At 73.7% G+C, this 16,558-nt stretch carries 17 protein-coding genes; 10 read left to right on the top strand and 7 right to left on the bottom strand.

Going from position 1 to position 16,558, the window contains the following annotated elements; genetic code table 11:
• Window positions 1-15 precede the first annotated feature (15 nt).
• The gene (locus ACQEUU_RS15420; RefSeq protein ID WP_433066056.1) at window positions 16-2,421 is read left to right on the top strand and encodes a helicase-associated domain-containing protein; all 2,406 of its coding nucleotides are present in this window, start codon (window positions 16-18) and stop codon (window positions 2,419-2,421) included.
• Here ACQEUU_RS15420 and ACQEUU_RS15415 read toward each other — a convergent pair.
• The gene (locus tag ACQEUU_RS15415; RefSeq protein WP_433066053.1) at window positions 2,405-3,427 is read right to left on the bottom strand and encodes an ABC transporter substrate-binding protein; all 1,023 of its coding nucleotides are present in this window, start codon (window positions 3,425-3,427) and stop codon (window positions 2,405-2,407) included. The genes ACQEUU_RS15420 and ACQEUU_RS15415 overlap by 17 nt on opposite strands.
• An 85-nt stretch (window positions 3,428-3,512) precedes the next feature.
• Here ACQEUU_RS15415 and ACQEUU_RS15410 point away from each other — a divergent pair, with 85 nt between their 5' ends.
• From ACQEUU_RS15410 to ACQEUU_RS15400, 3 genes are read left to right on the top strand one after another with little or no spacing between them, the layout of a single operon-like run.
• On the top strand, window positions 3,513-4,607 hold the full coding sequence (locus ACQEUU_RS15410; RefSeq protein ID WP_433066051.1) for a FecCD family ABC transporter permease: 1,095 nt from the start codon (window positions 3,513-3,515) through the stop codon (window positions 4,605-4,607).
• A complete protein-coding gene (locus ACQEUU_RS15405; RefSeq protein WP_433066048.1) occupies window positions 4,604-5,611 on the top strand; it encodes a FecCD family ABC transporter permease in 1,008 nt (335 codons plus the stop codon). The genes ACQEUU_RS15410 and ACQEUU_RS15405 overlap by 4 nt, the downstream gene beginning before the upstream one ends.
• Window positions 5,611-6,414 carry an ABC transporter ATP-binding protein gene (locus ACQEUU_RS15400; protein WP_433066046.1) on the top strand — a complete coding sequence of 268 codons (804 nt, stop codon included), beginning with the start codon at window positions 5,611-5,613 and terminating at the stop codon, window positions 6,412-6,414. The genes ACQEUU_RS15405 and ACQEUU_RS15400 overlap by 1 nt, the downstream gene beginning before the upstream one ends.
• Window positions 6,415-6,487: 73 nt before the next feature.
• Here ACQEUU_RS15400 and ACQEUU_RS15395 read toward each other — a convergent pair whose 3' ends face one another.
• A complete protein-coding gene (locus ACQEUU_RS15395) occupies window positions 6,488-7,738 on the bottom strand; it encodes an ArgE/DapE family deacylase (RefSeq protein ID WP_433066043.1) in 1,251 nt (416 codons plus the stop codon).
• Window positions 7,739-7,826: 88 nt separating this feature from the next.
• Here ACQEUU_RS15395 and ACQEUU_RS15390 point away from each other — a divergent pair, with 88 nt between their 5' ends.
• Both ACQEUU_RS15390 and ACQEUU_RS15385 read left to right on the top strand, forming a co-directional pair.
• Window positions 7,827-8,768 carry an endonuclease/exonuclease/phosphatase family protein gene (locus ACQEUU_RS15390; protein ID WP_433066040.1) on the top strand — a complete coding sequence of 314 codons (942 nt, stop codon included), beginning with the start codon at window positions 7,827-7,829 and terminating at the stop codon, window positions 8,766-8,768.
• A gap of 79 nt (window positions 8,769-8,847) precedes the next feature.
• On the top strand, window positions 8,848-9,168 hold the full coding sequence (locus ACQEUU_RS15385; RefSeq protein WP_148032935.1) for a GroES family chaperonin: 321 nt from the start codon (window positions 8,848-8,850) through the stop codon (window positions 9,166-9,168).
• 24 nt (window positions 9,169-9,192) lie between these two features.
• Here ACQEUU_RS15385 and ACQEUU_RS15380 read toward each other — a convergent pair whose 3' ends face one another.
• Window positions 9,193-9,669: a TIGR02611 family protein gene (locus tag ACQEUU_RS15380; RefSeq protein ID WP_433066036.1), complete on the bottom strand. Its 477-nt coding sequence runs from the start codon at window positions 9,667-9,669 to the stop codon at window positions 9,193-9,195.
• Between the two features lie 158 nt (window positions 9,670-9,827).
• On the opposite strand from ACQEUU_RS15380, the gene ACQEUU_RS15375 reads away from it, so the two are divergent.
• Window positions 9,828-10,751, top strand: coding sequence for an aryldialkylphosphatase (locus ACQEUU_RS15375; RefSeq protein WP_433066033.1), 924 nt, complete (start codon window positions 9,828-9,830; stop codon window positions 10,749-10,751).
• Window positions 10,752-10,777: 26 nt separating this feature from the next.
• Window positions 10,778-11,368, top strand: a complete 591-nt coding sequence (locus tag ACQEUU_RS15370) for an AAA family ATPase (protein ID WP_433066030.1) — start codon at window positions 10,778-10,780, stop codon at window positions 11,366-11,368.
• Here the strand turns inward: ACQEUU_RS15370 and ACQEUU_RS15365 are convergent.
• Window positions 11,310-11,930, bottom strand: a complete 621-nt coding sequence (locus ACQEUU_RS15365) for a TetR/AcrR family transcriptional regulator (protein ID WP_433066027.1) — start codon at window positions 11,928-11,930, stop codon at window positions 11,310-11,312. The two genes, ACQEUU_RS15370 and ACQEUU_RS15365, sit on opposite strands and share 59 nt — an antisense overlap.
• Window positions 11,931-11,979: 49 nt before the next feature.
• Here ACQEUU_RS15365 and ACQEUU_RS15360 point away from each other — a divergent pair, with 49 nt between their 5' ends.
• The gene (locus ACQEUU_RS15360; protein ID WP_433066024.1) at window positions 11,980-14,193 is read left to right on the top strand and encodes an ATP-binding cassette domain-containing protein; all 2,214 of its coding nucleotides are present in this window, start codon (window positions 11,980-11,982) and stop codon (window positions 14,191-14,193) included.
• On the opposite strand, the gene ACQEUU_RS15355 is transcribed toward ACQEUU_RS15360, so the two are convergent.
• From ACQEUU_RS15355 to ACQEUU_RS15345, 3 genes are read right to left on the bottom strand one after another with little or no spacing between them, the layout of a single operon-like run.
• Window positions 14,156-14,935, bottom strand: coding sequence for a putative hydro-lyase (locus tag ACQEUU_RS15355; RefSeq protein ID WP_433066022.1), 780 nt, complete (start codon window positions 14,933-14,935; stop codon window positions 14,156-14,158). The genes ACQEUU_RS15360 and ACQEUU_RS15355 overlap by 38 nt on opposite strands.
• Before the next feature lie 44 nt (window positions 14,936-14,979).
• Window positions 14,980-15,216, bottom strand: coding sequence for a hypothetical protein (locus tag ACQEUU_RS15350; RefSeq protein ID WP_433066019.1), 237 nt, complete (start codon window positions 15,214-15,216; stop codon window positions 14,980-14,982).
• Window positions 15,216-15,440 (bottom strand): DUF6158 family protein, encoded by a 225-nt coding sequence (locus tag ACQEUU_RS15345; RefSeq protein ID WP_433066016.1) that lies wholly within the window; start codon window positions 15,438-15,440, stop codon window positions 15,216-15,218. The genes ACQEUU_RS15350 and ACQEUU_RS15345 overlap by 1 nt, the downstream gene beginning before the upstream one ends.
• A gap of 97 nt (window positions 15,441-15,537) precedes the next feature.
• Between ACQEUU_RS15345 and ACQEUU_RS15340 the strand changes: the two genes are divergently transcribed.
• Window positions 15,538-16,470, top strand: coding sequence for a LysR family transcriptional regulator (locus ACQEUU_RS15340; protein WP_433066013.1), 933 nt, complete (start codon window positions 15,538-15,540; stop codon window positions 16,468-16,470).
• Window positions 16,471-16,558: the final 88 nt, after the last annotated feature.

Genomic DNA, 16,558 nt, shown 5'->3' with positions numbered 1-16,558 from the left:
TGAGAGTGCTGACCGATGGACGATCACCTGCTCGGCTGGCTACGGACCCTCGACGAAGACAGGCTCGCCCGCGTCCTGACGCACCGGCCTGACGCCCTCGCCGCCCCCTGGCCGCGGCGGCTCGACACGCTGGCCCAGCGGCTGAGCAACGGCTTCGCGGTGATGGCGGCGCTGCGCGCCCTCCCGCTCCCCTGTCTGCAGCTCGCCGAAGCCTGCCTCGTCCTGAACCGGCCGACCGCCGGGCGGCTGACCGGCTTCCTCGCCGCGCCGCGCGCCGAGGTCGACCGGTGGCTCGACCACCTCTACGACCACGCGCTGGCCTGCCCCACGGCCGACGGTGAGATCCACCTGGCCGAGGCCGTGGCCCGCTACTGGAGCGCGCCACTCGGCCTGGGCGAGCCGCTCGACCACTACCTCAACTCCTGGACGACCAGCGGCGACACGCTGCGCGCCCTGGCCCGCAGCCTGGGCCTGCCGCCCCACGCCAGCAAGCGCCGCATGATCCTGCGGGTCGGCGAGGCGCTGTCCGACGGCGACCACCTGGCGGCGCTGCTGCGCCACGCCCCGGACGGCACCACCGAGCTGCTCGACGCGTTCGCCTGGGACGGCCCCGTACGCGAGGTCGACGGCGGCCGGTTCGTCACCCCCGGCACGCCCGAGCGGTGGGCGGCCGACCACGGCCTGCTCTACCGGCCCAGCTGGAACGTCGCCGAGATGCCGCGCGAGGTGGCGCTGTCCCGGCGCGGCCCCGGCTACCACCCGCCGTTCACGCCGCGCGCCCCCGAGGTCGCCACGATCCCGGTCGACCCCGAAGAGGTCGACCACCTGATGACGCTGGCCGCGCCGCACGTGGTGGAGCGCTGCGCGGCCCTGCTCGACAACACGTCCAAAACGCCGCTGCCGCTGCTCAAGACCGGCGGCGTGGGCGTGCGCGAGGTGCGCAGGATCGCCAAGGAGACCGGCTGCGACGAGGACGAGACCCGGCTGCTGCTGGAGATCTGCGCGGTGGCGCGGCTGCTGGCCTGGGACGAGGAGTCCGGCGGCCTGGTGCCCACCGAGCGGTTCGACCGCTGGCGGCTGGACGAGGGCGCCGCGCGGCTGCGGGTGCTGCTGTCGGCGTGGTGGCGCATGGAGCGCTCGTCCCTGCGCAAGATCGACGGACGCTACGGCACGGTCCTGGGCGACGACCAGAGCGGCGCGGCGATGGCCCGCATCCGCCACGCGGTGCTGCCCGCGCTGCTGCGGCTGCCGTCCGCCACGGCCTTCGCCGGCCTCGACAGCCTGGTGGACAACGTCCACTGGCACGCGCCGCTGCTCGACCGCGACCTGCTCGACCGGTGCGCGTCCGCGGTGATCGACGAGTCGCGGCTGCTCGGCCTGGTGGTCAACGACGCGCTCACCGACCTGGGCCGGGCGCTGGCCGCGCTGGCGGCCAAGGCGGGCGGCGAGAGCGACGACGCGGCCCCGCTGGTCGAGCGCGATCCCGCGTTGGTGGAGGCGTCCATCCGGGCGCTCGCCAGCGTGCGCAGGAGCGCACTGTTCGGGCCCGACCTGACCGCGGTGGTGACCGGGCCGCCCTCGGCGGAGCTGGCCGAGCTGCTCGACCGGGTAGCCGAGCGCGAGTCGCGGGGCGCGGCCTCGGTGTGGCGGTTCACCACCGAGAGCGTGCGCCGCGCGCTCGACCGCGGCTACGACGCCGACGAGCTGCTGGAGGAGCTGGCCGGGGTGGGCGCGGTGCCGCAGCCGCTGGAGTACCTCGTGCGCGACGTGGCCCGCCGGCACGGCGAGGTGACGGTGACCACGGTCGGCTGCGTCGTGCAGGCCTCCGACCCCGCGCTGCTGGCCGAGATCGCCGCCCACCGGCGGCTGTCGCGGCTCGGGCTGCGGCTGCTCGCGCCGACCGTGCTGATCGCCTCCGCCGACGCCGAGCGCACGCTCGCCGTGCTGCGCGAGGCGGGGTACGCGCCCGTGCCGGTCGCCGACACCGGCGAGATCGCCATCCGCCGCACCCGCGCCGAGGAGCCCCGCCACGGCAGGCTGATCCTGCTGCCGGGCGGGCAGGTGGCCGAGCTGTCCGACGTCCAGCCGCCCGAAGGGCCGCTGATCGCCGAGCCGGCGCCCGACCCGCACGAGCACGCGCGGCGCCTGATCGCCGAGAGCCGCCAGGCGGGCGAGCGCAACGGCCGCACCTGGGCGGTGATCGGCCGGATGGCCACCCGCCTGCCGACCGCCCAGCAGTCGCTGCTGGGCTTCGTGGTCGACCGGGGCGTACGCGCGGGCATCACGCTGACGGGCGGCCTGACCGCCACCATCAGCCACGGCGAGCTGCGCGGCGGCGCGCTCGACGCGTGGTGCGAGGAGGCGGGCGACTACCTGGAGTTCCCCCTCGCCGAGATCGTCGAGGTCAGGGGAGCTTACTAGCCTTCTTCAGGTTGGCCACGAGCTCCTCCAGGAAGTCGGCGTAGCCCTGGTAGCTGAAGGGCGCCTCGGCCCGCCACGGGTAGAGCTGGCCGGCCTTGACCGCGGGGAGTTCGGCGAAGGTCGGCTTCTTCATCATCTCCTCGGGCTTGAGCGCCTGCGTGCGGGTGTCGTACAGGATCACGTCGGCGTCGTAGGTGTCGGCGTTCTCCCAGCTGAGGGTCTGGAAGAAGCCGCCCTCGTCCACCTTCTCCGGCACGACGATGTCGAGGCCGTTGTCGACGAGGTGGCGCAGGTCGGCGTACTCGGGCGGGTTGACCACCCACATCTGGTCGGCGCCGCCGGACATCATGAGGATCTTGAGGTCCTTGAACGCGGCCAGCTCCTTGGTGGCGGCCTCCATGCGGGCCTTGGCCTCGGGCACGCCCGCCAGGTCGGCGCCGAGCGAGGTGGCCAGCTCCTCGTACTTGCCGATCACCTCCGTGGCGGTCTTGCCGGTGAGCATGACGCCGGCCGTGGGGGCGACCTGCTCGATGGTGTCCTTGGACTTCTCCGGCACGTACCAGAGGGTGCCGTTCTCGTACATGCTGCTGACGAGCAGCTCGGGCTGCAGGCTGATGTACTGCTCGACGTTGAACTCGTCCCACACGTTGCCCAGGCCGGTGACCTTGGTGATGTCGACGTTGCCGACCTGCGGGTCCTTGCTGCCGTCCTTGAGCTTGTGCGGGCCGAAGACGCCGATCGGGCGCACGCCGAAGTCCCACAGCGCGGCGGCGGCGCCGACCTGGGCGACGATCCTGGTGGGGGTCTTGTCGAGCTCGATCTTCTTGCCGCGGTCGTCGGTGAACGACCAGGTCTGGGCGGCCGTCGCCGGCGATCCGGCGGGTTCGGCGGAGGAGGCCGTGCCGCCCTCGCCGCCCCCGCCGCCGCAGGCGGCGAGCGTGACGGCGGCGGCCAGGCCCGCCGTCGCGGCGAGGAACCCCCGCCGAAGCATGACCGGTCCCGACATGATCACTCCCTAAGGTTAGGCTTGCCTATGTAGCAAGGCTTTAGATTAGCCTTGCCTAAGCCAAACTGTAAGGAGAGGGGGTCGGGTGCGCCCGGCTGAGCACACGGGGCCCGCTGCCGGGCCGGCCGCCGGGGACCCGCACACGGCGCCCGCACGCGGGACGAGCGGACCGCACCGGCGCGGCAGGCAGGCCGCGCTCGCCGCGGGCCTGCTGGTCGCGCTCGGGCTGCTGCTGCTCGTGGGGCTGGCCAGCGTGGCGCTCGGCGCACGGGCGATGCCGCTGACGGCGGCCCTGGACGCGTTCCTCGCCCCCGACGGCTCCAGCGACCACACCGTGATCAGAGAGCTCCGGGTGCCGCGCACCCTGCTCGGCATCGGCGTCGGCGCGGCGCTCGGCCTGGCCGGCGCGCTCATGCAGAGCCTGACCCGCAACCCGCTGGCCGACCCCGGCATCCTCGGCATCAACGAGGGCGCCGCGCTGGGCGTCACCCTCGCACTCGGGCTGTTCGGGCTCACCGACCCGGCCGTCTACGTGTGGTTCGCGTTCGCCGGCGCGGCGGGGGCCTCGGTGGTGGTGTACGCGCTCGGCGCGTCGGGACGCACGGGAGGAGGCCCGGTACGGCTCGCGCTGGCAGGCATCGCGGTGGGCATGGTGTTCACCGCCGTCTCGTCGGCCATCCTGCGCATCGACTCCCAGGTCTATGACCGGATGCGGTTCTGGCTGACCGGCTCCCTGGCCGGGCCGACGGCCGACACCGTGCTGCGGCTGGCCCCGTTCCTGGTGGCCGGGCTGGTGCTCGGCCTGTTCCTGGGCAGACCGCTCAACATGCTCTCGCTGGGCGACGACGCCGGGCGCGCGCTGGGCGTGGCCGTCGGCCGGACCCGGGCGCAGACGGCGGTGGCGGTGACGCTGCTGTGCGGGGCGGCGACGGCGGCGGCCGGGCCGCTGTGGTTCATCGGGCTGGCGGTGCCGCACGCGGTGCGCGCGGTCGTGGGCCACGACATGCGCTGGGTGCTGCCGTACTCGGCGCTGGTGGCGCCGGTGCTGCTGCTCGGCGCGGACATCGTGGGCCGCCTCATCGCCCGGCCGGGTGAGGTCCAGGTCGGCATCATGTGCGCGGCCATCGGCGCGCCGATCTTCATCCTGATGGCCAGGCGCAGAAGGCTGGCCGCCCTGTGAACGTCCGCCTGGGCCCCTGGTCGATCCGGCTGGCGCCGCGCTCGCTCGCCGTCACCCTCCTGCTGCTGCTGATCGCGTGCGCGGTGGCCGTGGCGGCGATCTCGACAGGCGAGTTCACCGTGCCGGTGCCGGACATCCTGGCCGCGCTGACCGGCGACGGCACACCCGTCGCCGAGCTGATCGTGAACGAGCTGCGCGCCCCCCGGGTCGTCACCGGCCTCCTGGTGGGAGCGGCGTTCGGGCTCAGCGGCGCGATCTTCCAGAGCCTCACCAGGAACCCGCTCGGCAGCCCTGACTTCATCGGCTTCACCGCCGGCGCCTCGACCGGCGGCATCCTGACCGTGATCGCCGGCGGCTCGGCCGCGGCCATCGCCGGAGGCGCGCTGGCCGGGTGCGTGATCACCGCCGTGCTGGTCTACGCGCTGTCGTTCCGGCGGGGGGTGCAGGGCTACCGGCTCGTCCTGGTCGGCATCGGGGCCAACGCCCTGCTGCTGTCCGCCATCGGCTATCTGCTGACCCGGGCCAACATCTACGACGCGGCCACCGCCGCCGCCTGGCTGACCGGCAGCCTGAGCGGGCGCGGCTGGGACCACGCCGTCCCGGTCGCCCTGGCGCTGGCGCTGCTGCTGCCGCTGTGCGCGGCCGTGGCAAGGCCGCTGCGCATGATCGAGATGGGCGACGACGCCGCCAAGTCCATGGGCATCAGGGTCGAGGCGGTGCGCGCCGCCGCGATCGTGGCGGGCGTGCTGCTGTGCGGGGTGGCGACCGCCGCCGCCGGGCCGGTCGTGTTCGTCGCGCTGGCCTCGCCCCAGCTCGCCCGCCGGCTGACCCGCTCCCCCGGCGTCACCCTCGCCTCCTCGGCGCTCATGGGCGCCGTGCTGCTGACCGCCTCCGACCTCGTCGCCCAGCGCCTGCTGGCGCCCGTCCAGCTGCCCGTGGGCGTGGTCACGGCCGCCGTCGGCGGCGCGTACCTGGCCTTCCTGCTGCGAAAGGACCGCTACTGATGACCGCCCGCCTGTCAGGAACCGACCTCACCCTCGCCTACGACCAGCGGATCGTGGCCAGTGAGCTGTCCGTGTCCATCCCCGACCGGTCCTTCACCGTGATCATCGGCCCGAACGCGTGCGGCAAGTCCACCCTGCTGCGGGCCCTGGCCAGGATGCTCAAGCCGAAGAAGGGCGCGGTGCACCTCGACGGCGGCGTCATCACCGCGCTGCCGTCGAAGGAGGTGGCGCGGCGGCTCGGCCTGCTGCCGCAGAGCTCGATCGTGCCCGACGGCATCACGGTGACCGACCTGGTGGCGCGCGGCCGCTACCCGCACCAGCGGCTGATGCGGCAGTGGTCGAAGGCCGACGAGGCGGCCGTCACCGAGGCGATGCGCGCCACGGACGTGACCGACCTGGCCGACCGGATCGTGGACGAGCTGTCGGGCGGCCAGCGGCAACGGGTGTGGCTGGCCATGGCGCTGGCCCAGGAGACCCCCATCCTGCTGCTGGACGAGCCGACCACGTTCCTCGACATCTCCCACCAGATCGAGGTGCTGGACCTCTGCGCCGACCTGCACGAGGCGGGCCGGACGATGGTGGCCGTGCTGCACGACCTGAACCAGGCCTGCCGCTACGCCACCCACCTGATCGTCATGCGCGACGGCAGCGTCCTGGCCGAGGGCAGGCCGGCCGAGATCGTCACCGCCGAACTGGTCGAGCGGGTCTTCGAGCTGCGCTGCGAGATCATCCAGGACCCGCTCTCGGGCACCCCGCTGATCGTCCCCGAGTGCCGGGGCCGCCGGGTCGCCTCTCCCGCGTGACCGCGCCCCGGCGGGCCGCGTCACCGGACCTGCCGCCGCGCCCTGACCGGCCCCGTGTGACCCGCGGGGCCTTTCAGGGCGCGCAGCGGCGCACGGTCAGCACGGCCAGGGCGCGGATCGTGTCCAGGAACTCCTTCAGCGCCACCTGCTCGCGGGGCGCGTGCGCGAAGCGCACGTCGCCGGGGCCGTAGTGCAGCGTCGGGATCCCGCCGCCCGCGTACAGCCGCAGGTCGCTCCCGTACGGGGCCGCGGCCTCCTGGAGCGCGGCCCCGCCGGTGTCGGCGACCGCCCGCCTGACCTCGGCGAGCAGCGGGTGGCCGGCGGGCAGCCTGCCGCTGGCGAACTGGCCGCCGGGCCAGGTGACCACCGGCGGGTTCTCCCGCAGCCACGGGTGCGCGGCCGAGCGCACCGCCTCCTCGAACGCCGCCCGCGCCGCCGCCGGGTCCTCGTCCAGCAGGACGCCCAGCCGGCCCTCGGCGACCAGCAGGTCCGGCACCGTGCTCGCCCAGTCCCCGGCCCGGACGGTGCCGACCTCGATCGGGTACGGCAGCGGGTTGCCGGCGAACACGGCCGGGACGTCCCGGTTCCGCTCGGCCTCCAGCCGCCTGATCGCCTCGAACACCGGCCAGAACACCTCGATGGCGTTGACCCCCTCCAGGCGGGCGCCGCCGTGCGCGGCCCGGCCGGCGACCTCCAGCCGGAAGGTGAGCGCGCCCGCGTTGGCGGTGATCACCTTGCCGCCGGTCGGCTCGGTGATCACGGCCGCCTCGGCGGTGTGCCCTCTGGCCAGGGTGCCGAACGCGCCGAGCCCGCCGTCCTCCTCGCTGACCACGCAGTGCACGGCCAGCGGCCGGGTGAGCCTGATCCCGGCCCGCCGGACGGCCCTCGCCACGGCCACGTTGGCGACCAGGCCCGCCTTCATGTCGCAGGCGCCCCTGCCGTGCAGGACGTCGCCGCTGATGCGGGCGGCGAACGGGTCGCTCCCCTCCCACTTGGCCAGGTCGCCGACCGGCACCACGTCCACGTGGCCCTGCAGGGCCAGGGCCGGGACGCCGTCGCCGCCGGTCACCCCGACGACCCCGTACCCCTCGGCCCTCGGCGCCTCCGTGCCCGGGAACCCGTCGCGCCCGCGCAGGTCGTCGAGGTCGAGCTTCCACACGTCCACGTCCATGCCGGCCTCGGTGAGCAGGCCGGCGAAATGGTGCTGCAGCTCCGACTCGGCGTCGGTGCCGGTGATGCTGGGCACCCGTACGGTCTCGGCCAGCAGGTTCACGGCGTCGGACTCGTCGATGGCGTCCAGAACCCTGGTTTCCACGTCGCGCATGCGCACACTTTCTCATGTCCGGAAATGTCGCGACCCGCCCAGCCGTGAACTCTTTCCACGGCTCCGGCCGATACAGGGTGTGAGAGCGGTGACGAACGTGATGGCGAACGTGATGGCGTGGGGCGTGGCGGGGCTGTCGGCGGTGTGGGCGGCGCTTCGGCTGTCGGGATGGGAGCCGGAGTGGCCGTGGGTGCCGGCGGTGGCGATGACGCCGCACGCGACGGCCGTGGCGGCGGCCGGGCTGGTGCTCGCGGCGGTGCTGAGGAACCGGGCCGCGGGCGCGCTGGCGCTGGCCGCCACCGTCGGCCTGAGCTGCGCCGTGGCGCCGAGGGCGCTGGCCGACGGCGGGCCGGGGGCGGGCGGGACGCCACTGCGGGTGCTGGCGGCCAACCTGATGGTCGGACTGGCCGACACCGGCGAACTGATGGCCCTGGTGTCGCGGGTCCGGCCCGACGTGCTGGCGCTGCAGGAGGTGACCCCCGCCGCCGTGGAGCGGCTGGAGAGTGCGGGGCTGCGGGAGACGCTGCCGCACGCCGTCACCCGGCCCAGGCCGGGAGCCGGCGGCTCGGCGCTGTACGCGCGGCACCCTCTGACCCCCGGCGAGGCGATCGAGCACGGGCGGTTCGGACAGGTCCGCGCGGGCCTGGCGCATCCGGGCGGGGCGCGGGTGGAAGTGGTGTCCGTGCACCCGTGCCCGCCCAAGCGGTACGGGCCGCAGCCCTGCTGGCGGAGCGGCCTGGAGGCGCTGCCGCGGGCCGGCGGGCCGCCGCGGGTCCTGGCCGGCGACTTCAACGCCACGCTCGACCACCTGCTCATGCGCGAGCTGCTGGACAGCGGCTACCGGGACGCCGCCGAGGTCACCGGCCAGGGCCTGCGCACCACCTGGCCTCAGGGCGGCTGGGGACCGGTCCCCGGCGTCGCCATCGACCACGTACTGGCGGACAGCCGCCTCGGCGTCCGCTCCTTCGCCGTGCACGGCCTCAAGGGCACCGACCACCACCCGGTTTCCGCCGTCCTGACCCTCCCCTGACCCTCCTCTTGGCCGGCGCGCCGCCCGCCCGTTCCCGGCGTGGGAGTGATCCTTACCCGGCAGAACGTAAACTTGGCGCGTGGAAGAGCCGAAGTTCGAGATTCAGATGCTGCACGATCGGGTGATGATCCGGCTGGAGCGCGACACCGAGGAGCGCCGCAGCGGCTCGGGCATCGTCATCCCGGCGACGGTGAAGATGGCCAACCGCCTCGCCTGGGGCGAGGTCTGCGGTGTCGGCGCGAACGTCCGCTCGGTCCGGGTCGGCGACAAGGTGCTGCTCAACCCCGAGGACCAGTTCGAGGTGGAGCTGCACGCGCAGACCTACCTCGTGATGCGCGAGCGCGACCTGCACGCGGTGGCCACACAGGAGACCGACCACGGCACCGGCCTCTATCTCTGAGGCCGGGTGTCTCCGGGGCCCGCCTCAGGAGCCGGCCGCGTTCCAGTAGAGGAGGAACTGCTCGGCCAGTCCGATGACGTCCACCCCGACGGTGCGCAGGCCGACGTAGATGATCGCGCCCATGGCGCACAGGGTCACGATCAGGACGATGATCCGCACCGTCCAGCCCTGCCGCTTGTACCACTCGGTCCAGGCGTGCAGGGTGCGCCGGCCGAACTGCAGCAGCTTGTGCGCCCAGTGGAACTCGGTGGCCAGCACCGCCAGCCCGCCGAACACGACGAGCCAGCCGGGGCCGGGAAACGGCACCATGATCAGGCCGCCGACCACCAACAGGCCGCCGATCACGCCGATCACGATCTTGAGCGTGAGCGCGCCGGTGCGCGTCGCGCGGATGCCGTCGAGCCGGCCCTTGAGGCCACGACGGCGCGGGATGCTGGAGTGGCGCGCGGCCTCTTCCTTCATGAGGTCGGCGTCCCCCGGCTCGGATCTCTGCGTCGGCACGGTCCCCCCGGACAGTCGGTATGGTCACCAGGATACGGGTCGACCCACCGACGTGAGCGGTCAAATGTGGACTACGCTCGGAAGATCACCAAACCCGACAAACGTAAAAATCTATGACAAAGCAGGAAATTTCGGGCTATTTTCGAATACTGTAGAGCATGCCCGAGGTCATGCTTCGCACCATCTCCGGCCCCGTTCGCGTGGCCGCGATCACCGGTGCCGTACTCCCCCACGAACACCTCCGCACCGACACGCGCTGGGCGGTGGGCGTCGATTCCGACCCGTACCGCTGGCTGGACGAGGAGCGGTCCGTCATCGCGGAGCTCCGCGAGCTCCGCGACGGCGACGACCCGCTCGGCCTGGTGGTGGAGCTGACCTCGCTGGGGGCAGGCCGCGACGCCGGCGCGCTGGCCAGGATCGCCGCCGGCAGCCGCGTCCCGGTGATCGCCGCCACGGGCCTGTCCGCCGAGCCGTTCTCCGGGCACCTCCCCGACGTCCGCGACGCCGACGTCGACACCCTCACCGGCCTGCTCATGGCCGACATCCTCAACGGCATGGACGACACCGGCGTGTTCCCCGGCGTGATCGGCGAGGTCGGCTGCTGGGGCCCGCGTCCCACCCCGGCCGAGGAGCGCGCCCTGATGGCCGCCGCCCGCGCCGCGCTGAGCTCCCGCCTGTCGGTGGCCACCTGCGGCCAGGACGCCCTGGCCATGCTGGAACTGCTGATGATCGAGGGCCTGCCGCCCTCCCGCGTCTCCGTCGGCTACGCCGGCGCCGACCCGGCCGTGGCCCGCAAGATCGCCGAGTCCGGCGCGTACGTGAGCCTGGGCACGACCGGCATGGGCGCCGAGCGGGCGGCGGGCGTCGCGCTGGACCTCATCGGCGAGGGCCACGCGGCGCGCCTGCTGCTCAGCAGCGGCGTCAGCCGGGTCGCGCAGCTGCGCGCGTACGGCGGCGCGGGGTACGGGCACCTGCCGGCCGAGGTCCTGCCCAGGCTGCGCGCGGCCGGGGTCGCCGCCGAGACGATCCGCGCGATCACCCACGACAACCCGCTGCGCTGGCTGACCGACGGCATGGGCTGACCCCCCGCCCTGACAGACTGGTGCCCATGATCTGGGTCGTCAGCGGCCCGCCGGGCGCGGGCAAGTCCACGGTCGCCGCCGCGCTGCTCGCCCGCCTGTCGCCGGTGCCCGCCCTGCTCGACAAGGACACGCTGTACGGCGGGCTGGTCGCCGAGGTGCTGGCCGGCCACGGCAGGGAGCACGGCGAGCGCGAGGGCGCGTGGTACGACGAGCACGTCAAACGCCATGAGTACGCCGGCATGACCGCGACGGCCCGTCAGATCCGCGAGCACGGCTGTCCCGTCATGCTCGACGGCCCGTTCACCGGCCAGGTGCACGACGCGGCGCGCTGGGAGCGCTGGGTGGCGGAGCTGGGCGGGCCGCCGGTGCGGCTGGTGTGGGTGCGCTCCGACGCCGCGACGCTGCGCGAGCGGCTGACGGCCAGGGGGCTGCCCAGGGACGCGGGCAAGCTGGCGGCGTTCGAGGCGTACCTGGACCGGATCAAGGTGGACGAACCGCCCGCGGTCCCGCACCTGGAGATCGACAACCGGCGCGGGGCGCCCCCGCTGGGGGCGCAGCTCACCGCGGCGGGTATAGCGCCGCGAGCACCCCGGGCAGGCGGGCCACCCAGCGGGTGAACCGCCCTTCCTCGAACGCGGCGTCCGGCTCGTTGGAGAGCTGCTGCGACAGCAGACCGGCGATCAGGCTGGAGCCCAGGGCCTGGCCCTCCTCGCTCGCGGCGTCCGGGTGCAGCTGGCCGCGCTCGATCGCGGCCGCAGTCAGCGCGGTGAAGTGGTCGTGGACCGCCAGGGCCGGCGCGTACGCCCGCGCGGAGGGCTCGAAGCCGGGCACCGGCCGCCAGAACATCAACTGGGCCAGCGCCTGGTTGGCCATCACCCACCGCGCGCCGGCCTCCAGAGACGCGGCCATCGCGGCCAGGCCGGGCTCCCGGCCCGCCGCGCCGCGCCGCACCGCCTCCAGGTAGGCCCGCTGGCCGCGCTCGAACAGCGCGTCGTAGACGGCGTGCCGGGACGGGAAGTACTTGTAGAGCGACGGCGGCCGGATGCCGAGCCGCCTGGCCACGGCCGACAGGCTCAGCCCGGCCACGCCCTCCTCGGCCATCAGATCGAGGGCGATGTCCAGGATCTCCTCCAGCGTCTGCGCCCGCCGCCGGGCCCTTCGATCGGAACTGTCAGCCATGATGTGTAGCTTAGGCTATAGGTAGTAGCCAAAGCTATGGAGGAGTGCCATGTCTGACGAGATCGTGCTCACCGGCCTCCGGCAGAACAACCTGCGCGACGTCTCCCTTCGGCTGCCCAAGGGCAGGCTGATCGTGTTCACCGGGGTGTCCGGCTCCGGCAAGTCGTCGGTGGTGTTCGAGACCATCGCCGCCGAGTCCCAGCGACAGCTCAACGAGACCTACAGCGCGTTCATCAGGAACCGGCTGCCCAAGCACGAGCGCCCGCGCGCCGAGCGCCTGGCCGGGCTGACCCCGGCGGTGGTCGTCGACCAGCGTCCGGTGGGCGGCAACGCGCGCTCCACGGTCGGCACGATGACCGAGATCCACCCGATGCTGCGGGTGCTGTTCTCACGGCGCGGCGAGCCCTCGGCGGGCCCGGCGACGGCCTACTCGTTCAACGACCCGGCGGGCATGTGCCCGGAGTGCGACGGCCTGGGGCGGAAGGTGGAGGTCGACGTCGACCGGCTGATCGACCCCGACCTGTCGCTGGCGGAGGGCGCGCTGCGACCGTACGCGGTCGGCGGCTACGTGTGGGGGCTCTACGCCGGCTCGGGGCTGTTCGACCCGGACAAGCCGCTGCGCGACTACACCGGGCGGGAGCTCGACCTGCTGCTGTACGGGACCGGACGCAAGGTCAGGCGCGACGGCCGCACCCACGACTACGAGGGCGTGATCACCCGGTTCGGCCGCGTCCACCTCCACCGCGACGTCGAGTCGCTCGACCCGGCCGCCCGGGAGGTGGTGCGCGAGCGCGCCTGCCCGGCGTGCGGCGGCCGGCGGCTCAACGCGGCGGCGCTGGCCTCGCGCATCCGCGGACGCAACCTGGCCGACCTGTGCGCGATGGAGATCGCCGACCTGATCGGGGTGCTGGTGGAGCTGTCCGACCCGGTCGCGGACGCGGCGGTGGAGGCGCTGCGCCGCATCGAGGCGATCGGGCTCGGCTACCTCAGCCTGGACCGGGAGACGCCGACGCTGTCCGGCGGCGAGGCCCAGCGTCTGAAGACCGTGCGCCACCTGGGCAGCAGCCTCACCGGTCTGACGTACATCTTCGACGAGCCCAGCGTCGGCCTGCACCCGCGCGACGTGCACCTGCTCGGCGACCTGCTGCTGGAGCTGCGCGACAAGGGCAACACGGTGATCGTGGTGGAGCACGACCGCGACGTGATCGCGCTCGCCGACCAGGTGGTGGACCTCGGTCCCGGTGCGGGCGCCGACGGCGGGCGGGTGGTCTACCAGGGCCCGGTGGCCGGGCTCGGCGACACGGTGACCGGCCGCGCGCTGCGGCGGGCGCGCGGGGTCAAGGAGCGGGTGCGCGCACCCGCCGGATGGCTGACGGTCGACGGCGCCCGCGCCCACAACCTGCGGGAGGTGACGGTCCGGGTGCCGCTGGGCGTGCTGACGGCGGTGACCGGGGTGGCCGGCTCGGGCAAGAGCACGCTGACGACCCGCGAGCTGCCCGCCCGCCACCCGGGCGTGGTGCTGATCGACCAGTCGGCCCTGCACGCCTCGCCCCGCTCGACGCTCGCCACCTACCTCGGGGCGATGGACCGCCTGCGCAGGCTGTTCGCGGCCGCGCGCGGGGTGCCGGTCAAGCTGTTCAGCGCCAACTCGGCGGGCGCCTGCCCGCGGTGCCGGGGGCGCGGCGAGATCAAGACCGACCTGGCGTTCATGGACCCGGTGACCCGGACCTGCGACGCCTGCGGCGGCGCCCGCTACAACCCCGAGGCGCTCTCGTACCGCCTGGCCGGGCGGACCATCGCCGACGTGCTGGCCCTGACCGCGGTCGAGGCCGCGCGCGACTACGACCTGCCCGGCCTCGACCGGCTGGACGAGCTGGGGCTGGGCCACCTGACGCTGGGGCGTTCGCTCACCACGCTGTCGGGCGGCGAGCGGCAGCGGCTCAAGCTGGCGCACCGGCTGCACGAGACCGGTCACGTGTACGTGTTCGACGAGCCGACCACGGGCCTGCACCCCGCCGACGTCGACCGGCTGCTGGCGCTGCTCGACCGGCTCGTCGACGGGGGCAACACGGTGATCGTGGCCGAGCACGACCTCGACGTGGTCAAGCACGCCGACTGGGTGATCGACCTCGGCCCCGAGGCGGGGCGGCACGGAGGGCGGGTGGTGTTCGAGGGCACCCCGGCGGCACTGGCCGAAGCCTCCACCCATACCGCGAAATATCTCGCTAAGTCGCTCGATAGTCCTCGTCCCGCGCGTCGATGATCGCCATGTGCCCCGGCAGGTGCCCGATCGCGAACTCCACCCCGCTCGCCATCACCGCCGCCTGCGGCGTCACCCCGCACGCCCAGAACAGCGGCACCTCCCCCGCCCGCACCTCCACCGGGTCGCCGAAGTCGGGCCGGCCCAGGTCGGCGATGCCGAGCCCGGCCGGGTCTCCGGCGTGCACGGGCGCGCCGTGCACCATCGGATAGCGCCCGCTCACCTCGACCGCGGTCGCCACCAGCGCCTCCGGCACCGGCCGCATCGACACCACGAGCGGCCCCGACAGCGGCCCCGACGGCTCGCACGGCACGTCCGTCCGGTACATCGGCACGTTCACGCCCTGCTCCAGGTGCCGGATCGGCACGCCCGCCGCCAGCAGCGCCCGCTCGAAGGTGAAGCTGCAGCCGAGCAGGAACGGCACCAGGTCCGCCCGCCACTCGGCCACCACGTCGCCGGCGTCGGCGACGGCCAGGCCGTCCCGGTAGATCCGGTAGCCGGGCAGGTCGGTGCGCAGGTCACCGGGGAAGAGCCGGGTGCTCACCGCACCCGGCTCACCCACGTCGAGCAGCGGGCACGCCCGCGCGTTGCGGTGCGCGAACAGCAGCAGGTCGTAGGCGAGCTCCTCGGGGACGGCGATCAGGTTCGCCTGCGTCCAGCCCCCGCACCAGCCCGCCGTCGGCACGCGCTCCCCGCCGCGAAAGCGCGCACGCGCCTGCGCGGGGGTCAGGTCTGCGACGTCCACCCCTCGACAGTACGCGTCCGGAGCCGGACCGTCCCGCCGGAGGATCAGCGCCAGACGCCGAAGGTGTGCTGACCGAGCCCGTACCCCTGACCGGCCGGCCGCACGTACCTCTGGCCGACCAGGCGTTCGAGGCTCTCCCTCACCTCCTCGGCGGGCAGCCCGGTGCTGTGCACCAGGGCGTCCAGGCCGATCGAGCCGTGCTCGCCGGCCCCGCCGGCGACGGCCTCGTACACGTGGACGTCGACGTCGGACAGTGCCTGCACGTCGTGTTCCGGTTCCATCAGCGTGCCCTCGCCCCCTCGCGCAGCCGGTTCGGATCCACCTCGCGCTGCGGATAGCGGCGCAGGTATTCGGACTCCAGCTCGTTGGTCCGCGAGGTGTGGCGGGCCAGCGCGTCGTCGGAGCCGTGCAGGAAGGCGTCGGTTCGGGTGGTGTGCAGTTGCCGCAGCTCACGCAGCAGGTCTTCGTCGCTCAGCTGGGCCGGATCGATTCCCATCGTCGTCATGGGCTTGCCCCTACCCCAGAAGGCGCTCAACAATATCTGTCATAATTCCTGACACATAGGCATTGTTTGGGAGATTAGACCGCCTTACCGTCCCGTTATGGACCTCGAGCTCAGGCACCTCAAGATCGTCCGCGCTGTCGCGGACGCCGGAAGTGTCAGCAAGGCCGCTTCCATGCTCGGGTTGGCCCAGCCCGCCCTCACCGCCCAGCTCAAGCGCATCGAGCGGATGCTCGGCGGCGCGCTCTTCGAGCGCGACCGGCACGGAGCCCGTCCCACCCGGCTGGGCGAGCTGGTGCTCGCCCGCGCCCGGGTGCTCCTGCCCGCCGCCAAGGAACTGCAGGAGGAGGCGGTACGGTTCGCGCACGCCCCCTCCCCCGGTTACCGCATCGGCGCCACCAACGGCCCGATACTCGGCGGCCTCGTGCACCGCCTGGCCGCCGAACGCCAGGTCACCACCTACACCAGCTGGTCGGCGCACGAGCTGACCACCATGGTCGAACTGGGCCGTCTCGACTACGTACTGACCGGCGCCTGCGGCGACAACGGCACCCCCGCCGGCACGCTGACCTGGGAGACGATCAGCGTCGACCCGGTCTTCACCCTGCTCTCCGAGCACCACCCGCTCGCCGTGGAGAAGGAGGTGGAGCTGGCCGACCTGGCCGCCGCGCAGTGGGCGGTCACCCCAGGCGACGGCTGCTTCACCGACTGCTTCGCCATGGCGTGCGCGCGGGCCGGCTTCACGCCCGGCACCATCTACGAGACCGACGTGGCCACCTGCGTGCACCTGGCCGCCGTGGGCCGCGCGGTGGTGCTCTGCCAGGCCACCCACCAGCCCGCGGCCGGCATGGTGGTGGTGCCGCTGAAGAACGCGCCGCTGCGCTGGCGCCAGCTCCTCGGCCGCCACACCGCCGCGCCCGACGCCGCGTGGGTGCTGCTCCAGGCCAAACAGGCGCACCGGGAGGCGGTACGGCGCAGCCCCATCTACCACGACTGGCTGGCACGCAACCCCGGGTTCGGCACCGCGCCATAACACCGTGGTAGGGCCGAACCGGTACTCCTCGGCTTCGGGCCATCCACATACGGTGACGGCACCCCCCAGCCACAGCGAGGAGACAACC

The organism is Nonomuraea sp. CA-218870 (assembly GCF_050936535.1).
Taxonomy (GTDB): domain Bacteria; phylum Actinomycetota; class Actinomycetes; order Streptosporangiales; family Streptosporangiaceae; genus Nonomuraea; species Nonomuraea corallina.
This window is presented reverse-complemented; position numbering and strand designations above follow the sequence as displayed.

Coding starts and splice junctions, on each gene's coding strand:
- ACQEUU_RS15375 (WP_433066033.1), top strand. CDS start 9,828: ATGCCCGAGGTCATGCTTCGCACCATCTCCGGCCCCGTTCGCGTGGCC.
- ACQEUU_RS15400 (WP_433066046.1), top strand. CDS start 5,611: ATGACCGCCCGCCTGTCAGGAACCGACCTCACCCTCGCCTACGACCAG.
- ACQEUU_RS15370 (WP_433066030.1), top strand. CDS start 10,778: ATGATCTGGGTCGTCAGCGGCCCGCCGGGCGCGGGCAAGTCCACGGTC.
- ACQEUU_RS15350 (WP_433066019.1), bottom strand. CDS start 15,216: ATGGAACCGGAACACGACGTGCAGGCACTGTCCGACGTCGACGTCCAC.
- ACQEUU_RS15415 (WP_433066053.1), bottom strand. CDS start 3,427: ATGTCGGGACCGGTCATGCTTCGGCGGGGGTTCCTCGCCGCGACGGCG.
- ACQEUU_RS15365 (WP_433066027.1), bottom strand. CDS start 11,930: ATGGCTGACAGTTCCGATCGAAGGGCCCGGCGGCGGGCGCAGACGCTG.
- ACQEUU_RS15345 (WP_433066016.1), bottom strand. CDS start 15,440: ATGACGACGATGGGAATCGATCCGGCCCAGCTGAGCGACGAAGACCTG.
- ACQEUU_RS15340 (WP_433066013.1), top strand. CDS start 15,538: ATGGACCTCGAGCTCAGGCACCTCAAGATCGTCCGCGCTGTCGCGGAC.
- ACQEUU_RS15420 (WP_433066056.1), top strand. CDS start 16: ATGGACGATCACCTGCTCGGCTGGCTACGGACCCTCGACGAAGACAGG.
- ACQEUU_RS15360 (WP_433066024.1), top strand. CDS start 11,980: ATGTCTGACGAGATCGTGCTCACCGGCCTCCGGCAGAACAACCTGCGC.
- ACQEUU_RS15395 (WP_433066043.1), bottom strand. CDS start 7,738: ATGCGCGACGTGGAAACCAGGGTTCTGGACGCCATCGACGAGTCCGAC.